We start from the raw sequence: 16,334 nt of genomic DNA, 5'->3' as shown, positions 1-16,334 counted from the left end.
CAGCATGACCGTCACGATGAGCAGCGCGGCTGCGAGCGTCGTGCAAAGGAGCGACGCACCGCGGTTTTTCGCGTGCCCCAGGCAGATATACATCCGCCTGGAAAGCGGAGAGGCTCGCGGGGATAGGACCAAGGTCCGATTGTTCACGGGCAGGGGGCGACGTAGGCTCTTTTAGCCCCTTGATCGTCGGCGCGATCTGGTGCGGTGACATGTCCATGCAGGCGGCCTTGCCTATGGAGGCCAGTTCGATCGATCGCAGCATCGCCCACCGCCGGGGACCACCATGGCCCGTACACGCAAAGCGGCATCGCCCATCCCCTCGCTGCCCACCATAAAGTTCGACAACACGATCCTCGTCCTGCAAGGCGGGGGGGCCCTCGGTGCGTATCAGGCCGGTGTGTTCGCAGGGCTCGCCGAAGCGGGTATCGTTCCCAACTGGGTCGCGGGTGTGTCGATCGGCGCGATCAACGCCGCGCTGATCGCCGGCAATCCGCCCGAGCGCCGCGTCGAGCGACTGCGCGAATTCTGGGAGCGCTCCTCGGCATGGGCGCCTTTCAAGCCGCCTTCGTCGCTCGATTCGATGCGCCCCCTCTTCAATCTGTACAGTGCCGCTTCAGCGGTTTCGTTCGGCATTCCAGGATTTTTTTCGCCCCGCATGCTGCCGCCGTTCATCGCACCCGAGGGGTCACTTGCGGCGCTGAGTTTCTACGACACCGAGCCGCTCAGGGCCACGCTGAACGAGCTGGTCGACTTCGATCTCATCAACAGCAAGGCGGTGCGCCTGTCGCTCGGTGCGGTCAACGTCTGTACAGGCGAGTCCGTGTATTTCGACAACACGAAAACGCCGCTTGGGCCCGAGCACGTCATGGCGAGCGGCGCGCTACCGCCCGGTTTTCCGCCCGTGCAAGTGGACGGCGAATGGTACTGGGATGGCGGTATCTCGTCGAACACGCCGCTCTGGTACGTGGTCGACGAAGCCTACCGTGAAAGTGGGCTCGTGCTGCAGATCGACGTGTTCAGCGGCGCGGGCGCGCTGCCGCAAAACCTGAGTCAGGTGCAAGAGCGGATGAAGGACCTGCAGTACGCCAGCAAGACGCGCTTTAACGCCGCCCGCGTCAAGCAGCAGGAGGCGTTGCGCGCGTCGCTGCGGCGCGTGCTGGCGATGCTGCCGGAGGATGCCCGTTCAGACCCGGACGTCGAGCAGCTTGCCGCGGTCAGTACGCGTGGCGAAGTCATGCTCGTGCATTTCACCAACCGCCACGACACACGCTCGTCCGACTTCAAGGACTATGAGTTCTCGCGCGCGACCGTGCTGGATTTGTGGGAAGGCGGCCATAGCGACGTGCGTCACGCGATTGCCACCGAGGCCTGGCGCAATGCAACGGAAATGGCGCAAGGCATCCACGTTTGCGACCTCACACCGACGAATCCTGCTCAACGGGAGCCACCAAGATGACTGAATCCGAAGTGCTGGAGCGTGCATTCGCGATGCCGCTCACGAGCCCGGCGTTTCCCCCGGGCCCCTATCGATTCGTCGATCGCGAATTCCTGATCATCACATACCGAACCGACCCGGACGTGCTCGCTAGCGTCATCCCGGCTCCGCTGGAGATGACGGACCCGATCGTGAAGTTCGAATTCATCCGGATGCCGAACTCGACGGGCTTCGGCGACTATACCGAGAGCGGACAGGTGATTCCTGTGAGGTTTCGCAACGAGTTAGGCGGATACGTCCACGCCATGTTTCTCGACGACGAGGCGCCGATCGCCGGCGGGCGCGAAATCTGGGGATTTCCAAAGAAGCTCGCGGCGCCAGTGCTGCACGTCGAAAAGGACACGATCAGCGGCGTGCTTCGATACAACAACATCCCGATAGCGGTCGCAACGATGGGCTACAAGCATCGCCCGGTGCCGACCGAAAAGATGCTCGCCTCGCTCACGGCGCCGAACTTTCTCCTGAAAATCATTCCCCACGTGGACGGCACCGTGCGCATCTGCGAGCTTGTGCGCTACTTCTGCGAAGACGTCACGGTGAAGGGAGCCTGGGAAGGACCGGCCGCGATCGAGTTGTTCCATCACGCGCTCGCGCCGGTCGCGGCGCTGCCGGTGCTCGAGGTGATATCGGGCGTGCATATTCTGACTGACCTGACACTCGGGCTTGGCACGGTGGTGCACGACTATCTCGCCGGGTAACGCGACGGCGGGCGCCGCGCTCGCTGCGTACAGCAGGCCGGCCATCGCCTGGGCGATGCGTGACGCGACGTGAGTCATGTCGGGCGTTCTCAGCGTGCGTCGCGACGGAGGCAAACATGTGTCCTGCAATGAACGACGCGACAGAAGAAGAAAAGCGTCTGGACGACGCGCGGACTGCGCAAGTGCCGTGGAAGAAGTGGGGGCCTTATCTCAGCGAGCGGCAATGGGGGACGGTCCGCGAGGACTACAGCGCAAACGGTGACGCCTGGAATTATTTCACCCATGATCAAGCGCGCTCGCGGGCCTATAGATGGGGAGAAGACGGAATCGGCGGTCTTTGCGACGACAAGCAAAGGCTGTGCTTCGGGCTGGCGCTCTGGAACGAATGCGATCCAATCCTGAAGGAGCGCCTTTTCGGCCTGACCAATGGCGAAGGCAATCACGGCGAGGACGTGAAAGAATATTATTTCTATATCGATAGCACGCCTACGCACTCGTACATGAAGTATCTGTACAAGTATCCGCAGAGGGAATTTCCTTACGGGGATCTGGTTGAGACGAACGGAAAGCGATCGCGAGACGAATTCGAGTACGAACTGATCGATACCGGCGTTTTTAATGATGACCGGTATTTCGACGTGTTCGTCGAATATGCGAAGGCGGCCCCGGAAGATATCTTCATACGCGTTTCGGTGTTCAACCGCGCACGGGAAGCGGGGCGTCTTCGCGTCCTGCCAACGCTATGGTTTCGCAACACCTGGTCGTGGTGCTACGACGATTGCAAACCGTCGCTAGCCGAAGCGGATACCGGTGTGATTCGTGCAACGCATCAGGACTTGGGCGAGTACTGGCTCTATTGCGACGGCGCGACAGAACTGCTCTTTACGGAAAATGAAAGCAACGCACAGCGTTTGTGGAACCAGCCCAACGCATCACCTTATGTGAAGGACGCGTTCCACGCCTATGTCATTGCCGGGCGGCGCGAGGCCGTGAACCCGGCTCGAACAGGGACCAAGGCCGCAGCGCAGTACGTGTGCGATATACCCGGCGGCGGCAGCGCGATCATCAGGCTGCGGTTGTGCGCAGCCAGGCAAGACCATGCGTTCGATGAATTCACACGTACTTTCGACGAGCGTATCGCGGAGGCAGACACGTTCTACGAACGTATTGCGCCGAAGGTGCTGTCCGACGACGAGAGAAGGGTGCATCGGCAGGCCCTGGCGGGCATGTTGTGGAGCAAGCAGTACTACTACTTTGATCTCGATCTGTGGCTGCGCGAGCACCGGAGTCATCCCTTGCTCGAAGCCAGCCGGCACACGGTGCGCAATACCGACTGGTATCACATGCTGAACGCAGAAGTGATCTCCATGCCGGACAAATGGGAATACCCTTGGTTCGCTGCGTGGGACCTGGCTTTCCATACCATTTCTCTCGCCGCTGTCGATTTCGATTTCGCGAAGGAGCAACTGCTGTTGATGCTGCGCATTCTGTACCTTCACCCAAGTGGGCAGATACCGGCCTACGAGTGGAACTTCAGCGACGTCAATCCACCCGTGCATGCCGCCGCGACGCTCTGGCTCTACAAGTATGAGAAAGCGCTGGGACGCGCCGATGCGCGCTTTCTCGAGCGCTCGTTCCAGGGGTTGATGCTCAATTTCAACTGGTGGGTGAACAGGAAGGACCCGTTGGGCCGAAGCGTCTTTGCCGGCGGATTTCTTGGACTCGACAACATTGGCGTGTTCGATCGCAGCGCGCAACTTCCGACCGGGGGCTCGCTTGAGCAGGCGGATGGCACAGCGTGGATGGCGTTTTATTGCCAGTGCATGCTCGAGATGGCGATGATCCTGGCCGAGTACGACCCCATGTACGAGGAACTCGCCTTCAAGTTCGTTCAGCATTTCATGTGGATTGCCTACGCAATGGATCGGCGCGGTAATCATCCGGACGACATGTGGGACGAGCAGGACGGATTTTTCTATGACCTGCTACGTCTGCCCGACGGCCAGACGATGCGTCTGAGAGTCAGGTCCATGGTGGGTTTGCTGCCGCTGTGCGCATCGACGGTTTTCGAGGCCGATGCGCTTTCGCGCTGTCCGAAACTCATGGCGCTGATCGCGCAATTTCGAACGCGCTACCCCGAGCTGGTGAGCCATGTGGCGCCGACCGATGGTGGCTTCACCGGCCATAGAGGGCGCAGACTGCTTTCGATCCTGAATATGCGCAAACTCGAGCGCGTGCTCGGTTACTTGCTCGACGAGAACGAATTCCTGGGTCCGCACGGTATTCGTTCGTTGTCCAGACATCATCTCGACCACCCGTACGTACTCAACGTGAGCGGGCAGGAGTACAAGGTACAGTACCTGGCGGCAGAATCGAATACCGGCATGTTCGGCGGCAACTCGAACTGGAGAGGGCCGGTGTGGATGCCAGTGAATCTCCTGATCGTGAGAGCGCTGACGAATCTTTATGGATTTTTCGGCGACGAGTTCAAGGTTCAGTGCCCGACGGGATCAGGGCAGATGATGACGCTATACGAGGTGGCGCAGGAGATCGTTCGCCGCCTGACGAGTACGTTTTTGCGCGGGCCGGACGGGCGGCGGCCCGTTTATGGCGGAACAGGCAAGTTCCAGAATGATCCGCACTGGCGTGACCTGATTCTGTTCTACGAATATTTTCACGGCGACAACGGCGCAGGCCTGGGCGCAAGTCACCAGACAGGCTGGACAGGGCTTGTCGCGCCGCTCCTGGACCTGTTCAGGCGTATCGACGCCCAGACCGTTCTGGAAAGCGATCGCTGGCGTGTCATGGCAGGCGTAGTCGGGCAGCGGCTGGACGGATCGCAGAGCGAGGGACGTTGAGGTCGGCTGGCGTCGAAGGGTTCTGCTGACGACGCTCACGCATGGGGGCGGCCCGCTTGCCGTGGAGCGTCTTCGGCGACGAATTCCACCACGATCTACCGACTACCCATTTGGGTGGTGCGCGCCGCTTGTCGTTCTGTCATTGTGAACCCGCAAATGACAGGAGACTCGAAATGGAAACCCCTTCCTCGAGCGGAAGTCCCTTGATGGATTTATCGGACAATCTGGCCGGCATTGCCGGGCGAGTCGGGCAGAGTGTCGTGGCAGTACACGGCCGGCATCGCGTGCCCTCAAGCGGGGTAATCTGGCGCCACGGCGTCGTCGTGACGGCTGCACACACGATCCGGCGCGAGGGCGGGATCGAAGTCACACTGAGCGACGGCCGCACGGTCGCCGCAGTCCTCGCCGGGCTGGATCCGGGCACCGATCTCGCCGTGCTGAAGCTGGATGGCGTAGACCTGGACCCAGTCGAAGCCGGCGATGCCCGCTCACTGAAACCGGGTCATCTGGCGCTCGCCGTCGCGCGTACCGACGAACTCGGCATCAGCACGGATTTTGGCGTGATTGGCAGCACCGGCGGCCCCTGGCGCACGTGGAGAGGTGGACAGCTCGATGCGTTCGTGCGACTGGACGGCGGATTGCGCCCAGGTTTCTCCGGGGCGGCCCTTGCGGATATGCACGGGCAGGTCGTGGGCCTCTGCACGTCGGCGCTGGTGCGCGGTCCCGGCATGGTGATTCCCGGGGTGACGGTGGAGCGCGTGACCGACGAACTGTTGGCGAAAGGGCGCGTTTCAAGAGGCTACCTTGGCGTCGGCACGCAGACGGTCCGCCTGCCGGATGCCTGGGTAAGCAAAATGAATCTGTCGCTCAGTAGTGGACTGTTGATCAGTTCGCTTGCGCCGGGCGGTCCAGCAGATCAGGCGGGTGTGCTCATAGGCGATGTGCTGATCGAAGTGAGCGGCGAACCTTGCCGCGACATGGACGATTTGTATGCCGTGCTCGGCTCAGCAAGCATCGGACAGCCGTTGCAGATCGCGTTGATCCGAGGCGGCGAGCGCCATGCGTGTGCGGTCACAGTGGGCGAGCGCCCCCAACGGAATGCGTGCAGGTGAGGTCCCGGAAGCGGCGAAATGTCGGATCGACTGATGGTACCCATGGGCCCGGTGCGGGTCGCAGTGATTGCGGCATCGTCGCAGGTGCGCGAGAACCTGCAAGCGATTGTCGAGGCGCACCCGGCATTCAGCGTCATGGGTAGCGCAGCCGACGCCGACACGCTCGTCGAAAGTCTCGCAGGTTCGGTGCCGGACGTGGTCGTGATCGACAGTGAGCCGGATGAGAGCGACCCGCTCAAGGCACTGTTCGAACGCGAGCACGCACCACCGGGGCTCGTTCTGTTGCTCGACGATCTGGATAGCGACTGGGTCCTTGACGCGCTGCGCACCGACGCGGCCGCGATCCTGTCGCGCAACGTGACGCCCGCCGAAATCGTCGCGTCCATCGAAGCCGTCGCCGCCGGCCTGTGCGTGCTGTCGCCCGACGTCCTCGCAAGGCTGCTGGCCGGGCGAAAACCGTTGCGATGGACGGCGCCCAGCGGGCCGTTCGAAGCGTTGACGTTACGAGAAGTGGAAGTGCTGGCAATGCTCGCCGACGGACTCGGCAACAAGGAGATCGCGCGGCAACTCGACATCTCGGACAACACGGTGAAATCGCACCTCTCCACCATCTTCGGCAAACTCGGCGCGGCCAATCGCACCGAAGCCGTCATGCTCGCGATGCGGCACGGACTCATCATGGTGTAGCCGCGTAGCCGAAATTGCGAGGGCGGGTATCTGAGTGGAACGGTCGTTGCAGACCATCGCCAGGGGGCAGTGATTCGCCTTACCTGAGAACCATCGTCCGATCGCCCGGCAAGTCATCGAATTCGTATGTGCGGTGTCGCACACTTCGCTCACCGGGGTGGAGCCGGGGGCTATCTGGTTGACCTATCCTCGATGCTATCTCGTGGCTTCGCCCGACGACATGGACAATGCGAAGACTCCATGCGGGCAAGTGGGCGACGAACCGTCGCGATGTCGAGGCGTCCACCACCATGTGCGGGCGTGCCACGAGCCGGCGTCGCGATCCTGGAGGGGACATTCGCCATGAAATTCATTGTTCAATGGAAAGGTGAGCCGGCAACGCAGCAGGCCGCAATTGAGCGCTTCATGAAAACAGGCGGTCAGCCGCCCGACAATGTCACGATGCTGGGTCGCTGGCATGCAGCCGGAGAGTTCAGGGGCGTGGCCATCGTTGAAGCGGCGGACGCCAGCGCAGTCGCGGCAATGACAATCCAGTGGGGGGATATCTTCTCCTTCACAACGGCGGCCGCACTGACTGACGAGGAACTCGGCGCTGTTTTGGCGTCTCAGCAACGGCCGGCAAACTGAAATCCACAAGCGTTGGATAGCCGGGGCCTGGAGCGCGCCGGAGGGGGGCGCGCTCAGGGCATATTCACGTCATGCCTTGCCGCCGGCTGGACGTCCGGCATCAATACGGGAGCACCATGTCTGAGCGCGATAAGGTGTTTGCAGGCTCGATCCCGAAGTTCTACGACACGCTGATGGTCCCACTGATCTTCGAGGACTATGCCGCTGACGTAGCGGAGCTTGTCGCGGCCTCCTCACCCGACGCGGTGCTTGAAACGGCGGCTGGCAGCGGCGTGCTCACGCGGGCGCTTGCGCCAAAACTCCACGCCGGCGCGCGCTACGTCGTGACCGACCTCAATCAGCCCATGCTCGACCATGCCGCCGCCAGGCAGGTGTGTGATAGCCGCATCCAATGGCGGCAGGCGGACGCGCTCGACCTGCCGTTCGAAAGTCGATCATTCGATGTCGTTTGTTGCCAGTTCGGTGCGATGTTTTTTCCGAACCGGGTCCTCGGCTATACCGAGGCGCGCCGCACGCTCAGACCTGGAGGGCGCTTTATCTTCAATGTCTGGGACCGCATCGAAGAGAACGACTTTGCCGAAAACGTCACCCACGCCGTAGCCACGGTGTTTCCGCACGATCCTCCGGGATTCCTCGCGCGCACGCCGCACGGCTACCACGATGTTGCGTTGATCCGGGCGGAGTTGAGGCGCGCAGGGTTCGCCGACATCGAGATCGAGACACGCGAGAAAGTGAGTCGCGCGAACTCAGCGCGCGACGCTGCCACCGCTTATTGCCTGGGGACGCCGCTGCGCAACGAAATCGAGGCGCGTGACGCCAACTTGCTTGAACTCGCTGTGGATCGCGCTACGCAGGCAATTGCCCGTGTTCATGGCGAAGGCCCGGTCGCCGGCAAAATCCAGGCGCATGTGATCGTGGCGTCAGGATAGTGGAGTCTCGGCGCGGGCCTCTCGAGTGGTGGCGAGCGCGAACATTTCCAACTCGGGCTTCGGGTACCCTGGCACAGGAGCCTTCGATTCCGCCTTGTTCACCTTGCCCCAATGGTTGTTACGGGGACCCATTTGCCGTTTTTAACCTGATACAGCGTTGAGGTGGGATTGGTCAAATCTCCAATCTTGTCGAATGAAATGTGGCCCGTGATCCCGTCATACTGGGTTGAGCGAAGCGCCGACATAAAGACGGCCGGGTTTGTCGAGCCTGCCCTTTTCATCGCATCGATGGCTATCCATGCACAGTCATAGGAGAACGGTGAATATGTGAGGAGGTCCGTGCCGAACCGCTTCTTGTATTTCTGGACGAACGCTCGGCCTGCTGGCAGAGCGTCAATCGGGCGTCCATACTCCCACGCCATCGATCCATCCGCAGCATCTCCGGCCGACTGGATAAAAACGGTATCTGCGATGCCTCCACTTCCGACAAACTGGGTGTGCATCCCAAGCTGTTTCATGCGCTTCGCGATCAGGCCAGCTTGGGCATTACTGCCGGAGAAAAATAGCAGATCTGCGTTCGCCGCCTTTATGTTCGTCAACAGCGCATTAAATTCGACGGCTTTGTCGTTTGTGTATTCGGATGTGACGATCGATCCGCCTGCCGCCTGAACGGCCTTTTTAAACTCTTCGACCGCACCCGATCCAAAGGCAGTTCGATCGTCCATTGTTGCGATTCGCTTTGCCTTTGTTACGGTGACGGCATACTTACCCGCATTGCCCGAGTTTTGAACGTCTGTCGCGATGATCCGGAACACATTCGGGAGTCCGAGGCGCGTGATTTGTGGATTGGTCGCAGCAGGGTCAAGCAGCGGAATACCCGCCTTCGCAAAGATGGGCGCAGACGGCAACGCGACGCCGGAATTGTAGTAACCGATGGTTGCCGCCACGCCGTCGTCGACCAGCTTTTGCGCCACCTGAACACCGATTCGCGGGTCGCCCTGGTCGTCAACGGAATCAAGTTCGAACTTGACCTCTTGGCCGCCAATATGAAGATGCTGTGCATTCGCCTCTTCGACTGCGAGGCGCGCGCCGTTCTCCATGTCCTTGCCATTCGCCGCGCCGATACCGGTGAGCGGCGCGGAGATGCCAATCTTCACAACCTGTTGCGCGAGCGCCCCGCCTGTTATCCCGCAGAGGATAGTCGTGACGAGGATGAATAGAGGGGATTTTCGCATGATAGGCACCCGTTCAATCAATGTTCAATTTGCCGAATTCGCGGCATCGTCGCGCCAAATAGCATGGCATACGTACTACTAATGATTAGTTTTTTGGCATCCAGTACACCCCCGATGTCACGTGTTTCTGCTCAAACCGGTGGCTATCCAGTAAAGCGCTCTGATACGACACCGGGCGCCGTTAGCGTGCTTTCAATTGCTCGACAACATACTGACTGACGATCAGGTCCAGGTGCGCGCCGCCGGCATTCTTGTAAACCGTCCGATCTCCGGGCGAGCGACGGAATGCGTGCATCCTGCACAGATCGAACAGATCCGCTTCGATGTCGCCCTCCGCAATCACGCCCGCTCGCATAGGGATCTGGATGTCGCCCGATTCGGCAGCATTCTGGCGGTCGTCCACGAAGATCCGGGCACCCCGGAATACATCGCAATCGGCCTCTTGCATGTCGGGCCGGTATCCGCCTACCAGATCCACATGGGTACCGGGACGAACGCACTTGCCCCGAATCATGGGCGTGGTTGCGCTGGTGGCGGCCACGATGATGTCTGCGCTGGCGACCGCGGCATCGAGGTCCTCGACAATCCGTACCCGGAGGTGTCTCGCTTCGAGCGCGAGGCGTGCCGCTTCCAGCTTCGACGGCGTGCGATTCCACAACAATACGTCGCGGATCGATGGCCGGATGTGCAGGTAAGCGTCAGTCAAGGACCGTGCAACCGGACCCGCGCCCAGGACCAGCAAGACCTCGCTGTGCTCGCGGCTCAACCATCGCGCCGCCAGGGCGGAATCGGCCGCCGTCTTCCAGCGCGTGATTTCGGGGCCGTCCAGCATGGCGACGAGCCCCTTGGTACGCTCGTCCAAAACCAGAAACGCAGCCTGCTCCGTCGGTAGGGGAGGATCCGCAGCGCCGTTGGCCGGATGGATCGAGGCGATTTTGACCCCGGCACCCTTGCCCGGCAGGATCACGCCGCGGCTGAACAGGCCAAAGCTCGCGTCTCCAATGAAATAACCGTCGCCGATGGGCCGGGGTCCGGAATGCCCTTGGCGCAACGCCTCCAGAATGCCGCACCAGTCCAGTACGGACTGGATCTGCTGCGCGGATATCGTCTGCATGGCTAGCGTTCCTACTGTTTCGGCCAGATATCCCCAAGGGTGTAGCCTTCGGGAAAGGGGTCGTCATGATCCAGCACGATGGTGTGGATGCCATGGATCCAGCTGGTGCCGGCCAGTGTCGGCACCACGGCCGCCTGCTTGCCGATCCGGGTCGTTTGCTCCAGGCGGCCAGTGAACACCGTACCGAGAACGCCCTGGTGCCGGAAGTCCTGGTGCAACGGCAATTCGCCCTTGGCGTGCAGCACCGCCATCTTGGCGCAGGTGCCGGTGCCGCAGGGGCAGCGGTCGATCGCGCCGGTCCAGGTGGCGGGATCGTCCCATGAGAGCGGGCCGGTGGGCATCGTGACCACGTTCTTCCAGTCGGCCCGCGGGTCGTCGGTGGGCCCCGAGAGCTGGGAAATCGTGATGCCAACCCCTGGATAGTCGGGATGCGCAACCGGTAATTGCTCGATGGCGGCCTGCCGGATCATGGCGCAGACCCGCGCAATCTCCTTGCCATGTTCGGGCTTGAGTTCGAGCCCCGGAAACTGCCGCACGTCGGCAATGGCATAGAACATGCCGCCCCAGCCGACATCCACGCGCACCTTGCCCAGGTGCGGCACGTCGACGACGGCGTCGAGATGCGCGGCGAACGCCGGTACGTTCGTGAACTTCACGCTGGTGACCTTGCCGTTCCGGCATTCTGCGGTAATGCGGATCAGCCCGGCCGGCGCTTCCAGTGTCAATTCGGTCACCGGCTCCTGCATCGGAAGCATGCCCATTTCCAGCAGTACGGTCGCCACGGAGATGGTGTTGCCGCCCGACATCATCGGGTACTCGACTTGTTCCAGGATGATGTAACCCGCATCCGCCTCCGGGTGACAGGGAGGCACGACGATGTTGCAGCAGTGGGCCGGATAACCGCGCGGCTCGCGCAGCAGCAGCTTGCGCAGGCCGTCGTCATTGGCCTCGAGCCATTTCATCTTGGCCTGCACGGTGTCGCCGGGAATATGGGGGATGCCGCCAGTCACGACGCGCATCGGGATACCCGAATGGGTCTCCACAGCGTGGATGCTTCTCTTGAAACCCATGAGCTGATTTCCTCTTCCGTATCGCCACTCCTGAGCGGCGTGAAGAGAAATTTAGGCTCGTTTCACCGGTAACGAAAACGACATTTCCTCCGGCATTGCTTCAACTTTTGGTTGAAGAAGGCAGGGTGAGCTGCTGCCTGATCCACCGGCAGAATCGTTCGCACACGCCGGTGTCCGCCTTGTCTTTGCGCACGGAGAGGTAATGACCGCGGTTCCTCATGATCGTCTTGTGCGGCAGCGGACGCACCAGGTCGCCGCTGTCGACCAGGTGTCCGACGAGATGATGCCAGCCCAACGCCACGCCCTGATGTGCGAGCGCCAACTGGACGATCGCCGGATAGTCGTTGCTGGTGAACAGCTGCCGCGGAATGTCGGCACACCAGCTGGTGTACACGTCATGCAGCGCCAGCCAGACTTTCCAGTCGATATGCTCGGAAATCTGCGATCGACCGTAGGCACTGAGGTCCAGCAGCGACATGTCGAGCAGTCCTTCGGGCGCCTCGATCGGGCCGTGTCCCTGCAGGTACTGCGGCGTGCAAACGGGATAGACCTCGTCGTCGAACAGGTGCTCGCTGTCGTATCCGTCGCGCACGCTGGCCAGCTTGGCGATGTACACGTCCGGCTGCACGCCCGCTTCCATCGAGACGAAATTCTGCGTGGCCAGCACGGTGAGTTCGATATCCGGAGCGTCCTGAAGGAATTCGGGCAGTCGCCTGTGGAGCCACAGCGCCGAAAACGCGGGCGAACAGCATACGGTCAGGGTCTGCCTGGCGGGAATTTTCTTGCGCAGGCGTTCGGCGGCTTGATGAAGATTGATCAGCGAAAGCTGGGCGGCATCCTTGAACATCTCCCCGTCGGCCGTCAATGCGACGGTCCTGCCCGAGCGGACAAACAACGTCGTCCCAAGGTAGTCCTCCAGTTCCCGCACCTGCTTGCTTACGGCTGCGGGGGTCACGCTCAATGCATTGGCCGCCCCGGTAAAACTCCTGAATCTGGCAGCAGCGAGAAACGATTTGATGGCCCGCAGCGAAAGCGCACCGACCAGGGTTTCGCTCATTTCGAATTGAGATGCCATGACGATGTCGACCGACCTGGTTGATCACGATAGAGTCCGAAGCAAGGACCCGCCCGAGACTGCATAAGACAACGCGGCCATTCTCATATCGCGACGGGAAATGTTCAAGACAACCATCGCGCCACTGGAGCGGCGCCGGATCGGTGCGGTGGGTGAGCCCAACGAACGGGGCTTGCGCTCGAAGTTCCTTGTCAGGCGAGGCCGAAATCGCCGAAGATCGGTGAACCGCCGATTCTTCCTGGGGACGACATGCACCCATTCGCGAATTCCGCCAATCCTGCAGTCCAGGAAGACGTCTTTGCACTCTGGGACCGGCTGGCCGGGTTCTCCGCAGCCGATGGCGATGCCGCACTGACCCACTTGCTAAACACGCTCTGTGCGATGGTCGCTGCACAGAATGCGCTTTGGGCCGTCGTGGTGCGATTGCCGTCGCCCGCGCAAAACGACCCGCTGTTCGGCTGGCGTCCACGTCTGGTTCGGCTTCTGCATCCGGTACCCGCGGTGATCGCGTCCGTGCAGGAGCAGTACGACACGCTCTGGTCCGGCAAGGTCGACTCGTCACATGTCGTGGCCGCGTCGGGGAACGAGCCATTCCTCGCCAACCTGCTCTTCGAGGCGATGCCCGCCGAATGGTTTGAAGGCGAGCACTACCGCCGTCACTACCTCGAAGTGGGTCACGGCGACAGCATCCAGATGCGTTGCGCCCTCAACGACGACGTGCGGATTCATCTCTTCGTGTTTCGCGAGGTACAGGCGCCTCGCTTCGCCGCGCCCGAACTCGAGCTTCTCGGCTTCGTGATGCATGGGCTGAGATGGTACTGCCGGCAGCAACTGCTCAGCCACGGCCTGCTTATTGCCGAAGCGCCCCTGACGTCGGCCGAGCGAAGGGTGCTGTTAGGGCTGCTCGACGGACTCACGGAAAAGCAGATCGCGCAGACGCTCGACCAGAGCCCGAACACGACGCATGTTCATATCAAGTCGATCTACACCAAATTCAACGTCGGAAGCCGCTCAACCCTCACCGCGCTGTGGCTCGGCAAGTTGAGATAGCGAACCGCAGGCGGTAGTGCCGCGGGCAACGATGTCGAGCCTGTCCGAAGCCGACTGGACAGGAGATCGGCACTGGCTGGAAGCCGGTCGCGCGCTCACCTGTTCAGGTTATGTTCGGGTGTTCGCGAAACCTCTACGATTGACTCCATGCCGTCGTATTGCAGCGTGCCCGCTTTGAACGTGCCGCTGGCGACAGCGCAGCAGGAGACCATTGAAGGCCGTACCCTCCGAGGCGCCGCAGGCGTCAGGGGTATCGTTTGCGTCGCGTTTTGCGAGGCACGAATTAACCGTTTGGCGGAACAGCAATCTGCCGTTACGCGTACCTTTTTTGAACTGGTCTTTGAGGAGCCTCGACATGAGCTACCTGAGCCGGATCACAACTGTTTTCGCTTACTGCGTGCTCACGGCGATGGCCACCGCCGGGTTCCAGTGCTGCATTGCCGCGACCGGTAACGCCGATTTCGATTCCGGGCTCGATGACTCCGCCCAGGCGCCCCATGCTTCGGGATACACGCCGTTTCCGCGCTTCGGCCCATCGCACATGTCGTTTGCTCCGCAGCCGGCACTGGATAACGCGATTGCCCTTTGCATTCCGGACCTCTATTGCTCGCTAGACGCCCGGTAGCACCGTCGGCGCGGGCGCGCTCAACAACAGGGCAGGCCTGTTAAAGGCGGGGCTTTGCCCACCCAGCGGCGCGCAAGGCCGCAATGAAATCAGGTTGTGGAATCAAGGCGCCTCAGCACCGGGCGATCGGCCCGGGGCGGTCTGCCAAAGCCACGCGAGGGAGCACCCGATGAGGACCCGTCGCGAATACGCAGGAGAAGCCACCATGCGCGCACGAGACATCATGACCGCGTCCGTCATTACCGCCACACCGGCTATGACGATCCACGAAGCGGCAACACTGCTGGTCGACAACCATATCGGCAGCATGCCGGTCGTCGACGAGAACGCAGAGGTTGTCGGTATCGTCGGCGAACACGATCTTCTACATCGCGTAGAGAACGGCACCTGCCAGAGTAAGCGCAAGTGGTGGCACGAACTCCTGTTGTCGTCCCCCCGTGCTCAGGCCGCGAGGTATCTGAAGGAGCACGGGCGCGTCGTCGGCGACGTGATGTGCGAAGCGGTGATTTCGATTCCGGGGGATATGCCGCTCCAGCAAATCGTGGACCTTCTGGAGCGTCGGCGTCTCGACAGCGTGCCAGTGCTGAGGGGCGGCAAGCTGATCGGACAAGTCAGTCGTGCGCACCTGGTTCGCGCAATCGCGCGGGCGGCTCCCGTCGTGGCACCCGCTCCGTGCGACGATGCGAGCCTGTGCAACGCGATAGTCGAGGCCATGCACGGGCAGCGCTGGGGGTTGTCCAGACACGGCGTGCGCGTCAAGGACGGTGTTGCGCATCTATGGGGGGTGATCGAATCCATGGAAGAAAAGCGGGCCATCCGCATTGCGGCCGAGAGCGTGCCGGGTATCAAGCGCGTGGTGTCCCATCTTGAGTCTCCAAGCGTGATTCCGGCGCTGTAGTCCGTGTGGTGAACCGGCCCTGATGTGAATGAGCATCTGGAGTCCAGGCAACGGCGCGCTCGGGAAAGTTCTCATCAGATCGCATGATCGGTGCCGCTGCGCACCAGAACCGTGCCGCGCTGCGCCGCCGTGCAGCGCTATCACGCCCGCAACGGGCGATAAGGACTGGCACAGCCCTTGCGTTGCCTTGTGCCGGGGCGTGTCAACGGCGATTCGCTCCATGGCACTGAGCATGACTGAATACTGAACCGCCCGCCAACGGGCTCATTGGACAACGGCGTCCTGCGTAACGGGTTGAAAGACCTGATGTGCAGGACGCCGTTCTCGTTTTCGATCCGCTTGGCCATGCGCGATGGAACGGAAAAACTGGGGCGATAAAATCATATGTTCGAATGGAGTTGTTCTTGCGCGCTCGTGTTGATGACGCTTGCGATCGCTGGCCGGATGATCGTGCTCATTCACCAGGAAAATGACGACACGGCGGCTTTCCTCGACCTGCAGCTGGCGTTGCATGTCGCGTTGATCCTGGCTTTGGCGATGACTTTCGACGTTGGGATCAAACCGGCATTCATGTGGCTCCGCCACGGGTTGCCGCATAGCAGTACGCAGGCAAACCAGACGCTTGCAGCCGTGCTTACCGGATTTGAATGCGTTGTATTCGTATTTGTCGCGCCATGGGCCATGGTTGCCTTCGGACGGTTGCGGCGCGATTTATCGACAGCTCGCCGGGTCACCAACGACCTGATTGATCGACTCCGCGCCGGGCAGAAAGCGTCGGCGCTGATGTGACGGCTGGCACACGCACCCTCGCTGGCAGAAGTGATAGATTGTCGATTGACTCATCGTCGCGAATCAACGGCG

15 protein-coding genes are annotated in these 16,334 nt (G+C 61.4%); 11 read left to right on the top strand and 4 right to left on the bottom strand.

Features of this window, described 5'->3' with window-relative positions:
- Positions 1–283 precede the first annotated feature (283 nt).
- The 7 genes from U5A52_RS39140 (at position 284) to U5A52_RS39110 (ending at position 8,406) form a co-directional block, all read left to right on the top strand.
- Positions 284–1,456 (top strand): patatin-like phospholipase family protein, encoded by a 1,173-nt coding sequence (locus U5A52_RS39140; RefSeq protein ID WP_321915219.1) that lies wholly within the window; start codon positions 284–286, stop codon positions 1,454–1,456.
- Positions 1,453–2,193: an acetoacetate decarboxylase gene (locus U5A52_RS39135; protein ID WP_321915218.1), complete on the top strand. Its 741-nt coding sequence runs from the start codon at positions 1,453–1,455 to the stop codon at positions 2,191–2,193. Before U5A52_RS39140 ends, U5A52_RS39135 begins: the two co-directional genes overlap by 4 nt.
- 116 nt (positions 2,194–2,309) lie before the next feature.
- The gene (locus U5A52_RS39130) at positions 2,310–5,051 is read left to right on the top strand and encodes an MGH1-like glycoside hydrolase domain-containing protein (protein WP_321939532.1); all 2,742 of its coding nucleotides are present in this window, start codon (positions 2,310–2,312) and stop codon (positions 5,049–5,051) included.
- Positions 5,052–5,257: 206 nt separating this feature from the next.
- The gene (locus tag U5A52_RS39125; protein ID WP_321939556.1) at positions 5,258–6,163 is read left to right on the top strand and encodes a S1C family serine protease; all 906 of its coding nucleotides are present in this window, start codon (positions 5,258–5,260) and stop codon (positions 6,161–6,163) included.
- An 18-nt stretch (positions 6,164–6,181) separates the two neighbouring features.
- Positions 6,182–6,850: a response regulator transcription factor gene (locus U5A52_RS39120; RefSeq protein ID WP_321939531.1), complete on the top strand. Its 669-nt coding sequence runs from the start codon at positions 6,182–6,184 to the stop codon at positions 6,848–6,850.
- A 342-nt stretch (positions 6,851–7,192) separates the two neighbouring features.
- The gene (locus tag U5A52_RS39115) at positions 7,193–7,477 is read left to right on the top strand and encodes a DUF3303 domain-containing protein (protein ID WP_321915214.1); all 285 of its coding nucleotides are present in this window, start codon (positions 7,193–7,195) and stop codon (positions 7,475–7,477) included.
- Between the two features lie 116 nt (positions 7,478–7,593).
- Positions 7,594–8,406: a class I SAM-dependent methyltransferase gene (locus U5A52_RS39110; RefSeq protein WP_321939554.1), complete on the top strand. Its 813-nt coding sequence runs from the start codon at positions 7,594–7,596 to the stop codon at positions 8,404–8,406.
- Between the two features lie 98 nt (positions 8,407–8,504).
- Here the strand turns inward: U5A52_RS39110 and U5A52_RS39105 are convergent, their stop codons facing one another.
- From U5A52_RS39105 to U5A52_RS39090, 4 genes are all read right to left on the bottom strand, one after another.
- Positions 8,505–9,641 carry a branched-chain amino acid ABC transporter substrate-binding protein gene (locus U5A52_RS39105; RefSeq protein ID WP_321939529.1) on the bottom strand — a complete coding sequence of 379 codons (1,137 nt, stop codon included), beginning with the start codon at positions 9,639–9,641 and terminating at the stop codon, positions 8,505–8,507.
- A gap of 181 nt (positions 9,642–9,822) precedes the next feature.
- The gene (locus tag U5A52_RS39100) at positions 9,823–10,755 is read right to left on the bottom strand and encodes an ornithine cyclodeaminase (protein ID WP_321939524.1); all 933 of its coding nucleotides are present in this window, start codon (positions 10,753–10,755) and stop codon (positions 9,823–9,825) included.
- Positions 10,756–10,766: 11 nt separating this feature from the next.
- A complete protein-coding gene (locus U5A52_RS39095) occupies positions 10,767–11,825 on the bottom strand; it encodes a proline racemase family protein (protein ID WP_321939522.1) in 1,059 nt (352 codons plus the stop codon).
- A gap of 100 nt (positions 11,826–11,925) precedes the next feature.
- A complete protein-coding gene (locus U5A52_RS39090; RefSeq protein WP_321915209.1) occupies positions 11,926–12,900 on the bottom strand; it encodes a LysR substrate-binding domain-containing protein in 975 nt (324 codons plus the stop codon).
- A gap of 249 nt (positions 12,901–13,149) precedes the next feature.
- On the opposite strand from U5A52_RS39090, the gene U5A52_RS39085 reads away from it, so the two are divergent.
- The 4 genes from U5A52_RS39085 to U5A52_RS39070 all read left to right on the top strand — a co-directional run bounded on the left by U5A52_RS39085 (position 13,150) and on the right by U5A52_RS39070 (position 16,262).
- Positions 13,150–13,950, top strand: coding sequence for a helix-turn-helix transcriptional regulator (locus U5A52_RS39085; RefSeq protein WP_321939520.1), 801 nt, complete (start codon positions 13,150–13,152; stop codon positions 13,948–13,950).
- Positions 13,951–14,305: 355 nt separating this feature from the next.
- On the top strand, positions 14,306–14,575 hold the full coding sequence (locus U5A52_RS39080) for a hypothetical protein (RefSeq protein WP_321939518.1): 270 nt from the start codon (positions 14,306–14,308) through the stop codon (positions 14,573–14,575).
- Between the two features lie 205 nt (positions 14,576–14,780).
- The gene (locus tag U5A52_RS39075; RefSeq protein ID WP_321939516.1) at positions 14,781–15,473 is read left to right on the top strand and encodes a CBS domain-containing protein; all 693 of its coding nucleotides are present in this window, start codon (positions 14,781–14,783) and stop codon (positions 15,471–15,473) included.
- Positions 15,474–15,857: 384 nt separating this feature from the next.
- Entirely contained in the window at positions 15,858–16,262 is a 405-nt protein-coding gene (locus U5A52_RS39070) for a hypothetical protein (protein ID WP_321939514.1), read from the top strand.
- Positions 16,263–16,334 lie beyond the last annotated feature (72 nt).

This window comes from Paraburkholderia sp. J8-2, from assembly GCF_905220195.1.
In the GTDB taxonomy this organism is placed as follows: Bacteria; Pseudomonadota; Gammaproteobacteria; order Burkholderiales; family Burkholderiaceae; genus Paraburkholderia.
The sequence above is the reverse complement of the archived record's forward strand: the minus strand, read 5'-3'. Positions and strand labels throughout refer to the sequence as shown.

What these genes read in the sequence shown, in the direction of transcription:
- U5A52_RS39140 (WP_321915219.1), top strand. Translation starts at nt 284, where the DNA reads ATGGCCCGTACACGCAAAGCGGCATCGCCCATCCCCTCGCTGCCCACC.
- U5A52_RS39135 (WP_321915218.1), top strand. Translation starts at nt 1,453, where the DNA reads ATGACTGAATCCGAAGTGCTGGAGCGTGCATTCGCGATGCCGCTCACG.
- U5A52_RS39130 (WP_321939532.1), top strand. Translation starts at nt 2,310, where the DNA reads ATGTGTCCTGCAATGAACGACGCGACAGAAGAAGAAAAGCGTCTGGAC.
- U5A52_RS39125 (WP_321939556.1), top strand. Translation starts at nt 5,258, where the DNA reads ATGGATTTATCGGACAATCTGGCCGGCATTGCCGGGCGAGTCGGGCAG.
- U5A52_RS39120 (WP_321939531.1), top strand. Translation starts at nt 6,182, where the DNA reads ATGTCGGATCGACTGATGGTACCCATGGGCCCGGTGCGGGTCGCAGTG.
- U5A52_RS39115 (WP_321915214.1), top strand. Translation starts at nt 7,193, where the DNA reads ATGAAATTCATTGTTCAATGGAAAGGTGAGCCGGCAACGCAGCAGGCC.
- U5A52_RS39110 (WP_321939554.1), top strand. Translation starts at nt 7,594, where the DNA reads ATGTCTGAGCGCGATAAGGTGTTTGCAGGCTCGATCCCGAAGTTCTAC.
- U5A52_RS39105 (WP_321939529.1), bottom strand. Translation starts at nt 9,641, where the DNA reads ATGCGAAAATCCCCTCTATTCATCCTCGTCACGACTATCCTCTGCGGG.
- U5A52_RS39100 (WP_321939524.1), bottom strand. Translation starts at nt 10,755, where the DNA reads ATGCAGACGATATCCGCGCAGCAGATCCAGTCCGTACTGGACTGGTGC.
- U5A52_RS39095 (WP_321939522.1), bottom strand. Translation starts at nt 11,825, where the DNA reads ATGGGTTTCAAGAGAAGCATCCACGCTGTGGAGACCCATTCGGGTATC.
- U5A52_RS39090 (WP_321915209.1), bottom strand. Translation starts at nt 12,900, where the DNA reads ATGGCATCTCAATTCGAAATGAGCGAAACCCTGGTCGGTGCGCTTTCG.
- U5A52_RS39085 (WP_321939520.1), top strand. Translation starts at nt 13,150, where the DNA reads ATGCACCCATTCGCGAATTCCGCCAATCCTGCAGTCCAGGAAGACGTC.
- U5A52_RS39080 (WP_321939518.1), top strand. Translation starts at nt 14,306, where the DNA reads ATGAGCTACCTGAGCCGGATCACAACTGTTTTCGCTTACTGCGTGCTC.
- U5A52_RS39075 (WP_321939516.1), top strand. Translation starts at nt 14,781, where the DNA reads ATGCGCGCACGAGACATCATGACCGCGTCCGTCATTACCGCCACACCG.
- U5A52_RS39070 (WP_321939514.1), top strand. Translation starts at nt 15,858, where the DNA reads ATGTTCGAATGGAGTTGTTCTTGCGCGCTCGTGTTGATGACGCTTGCG.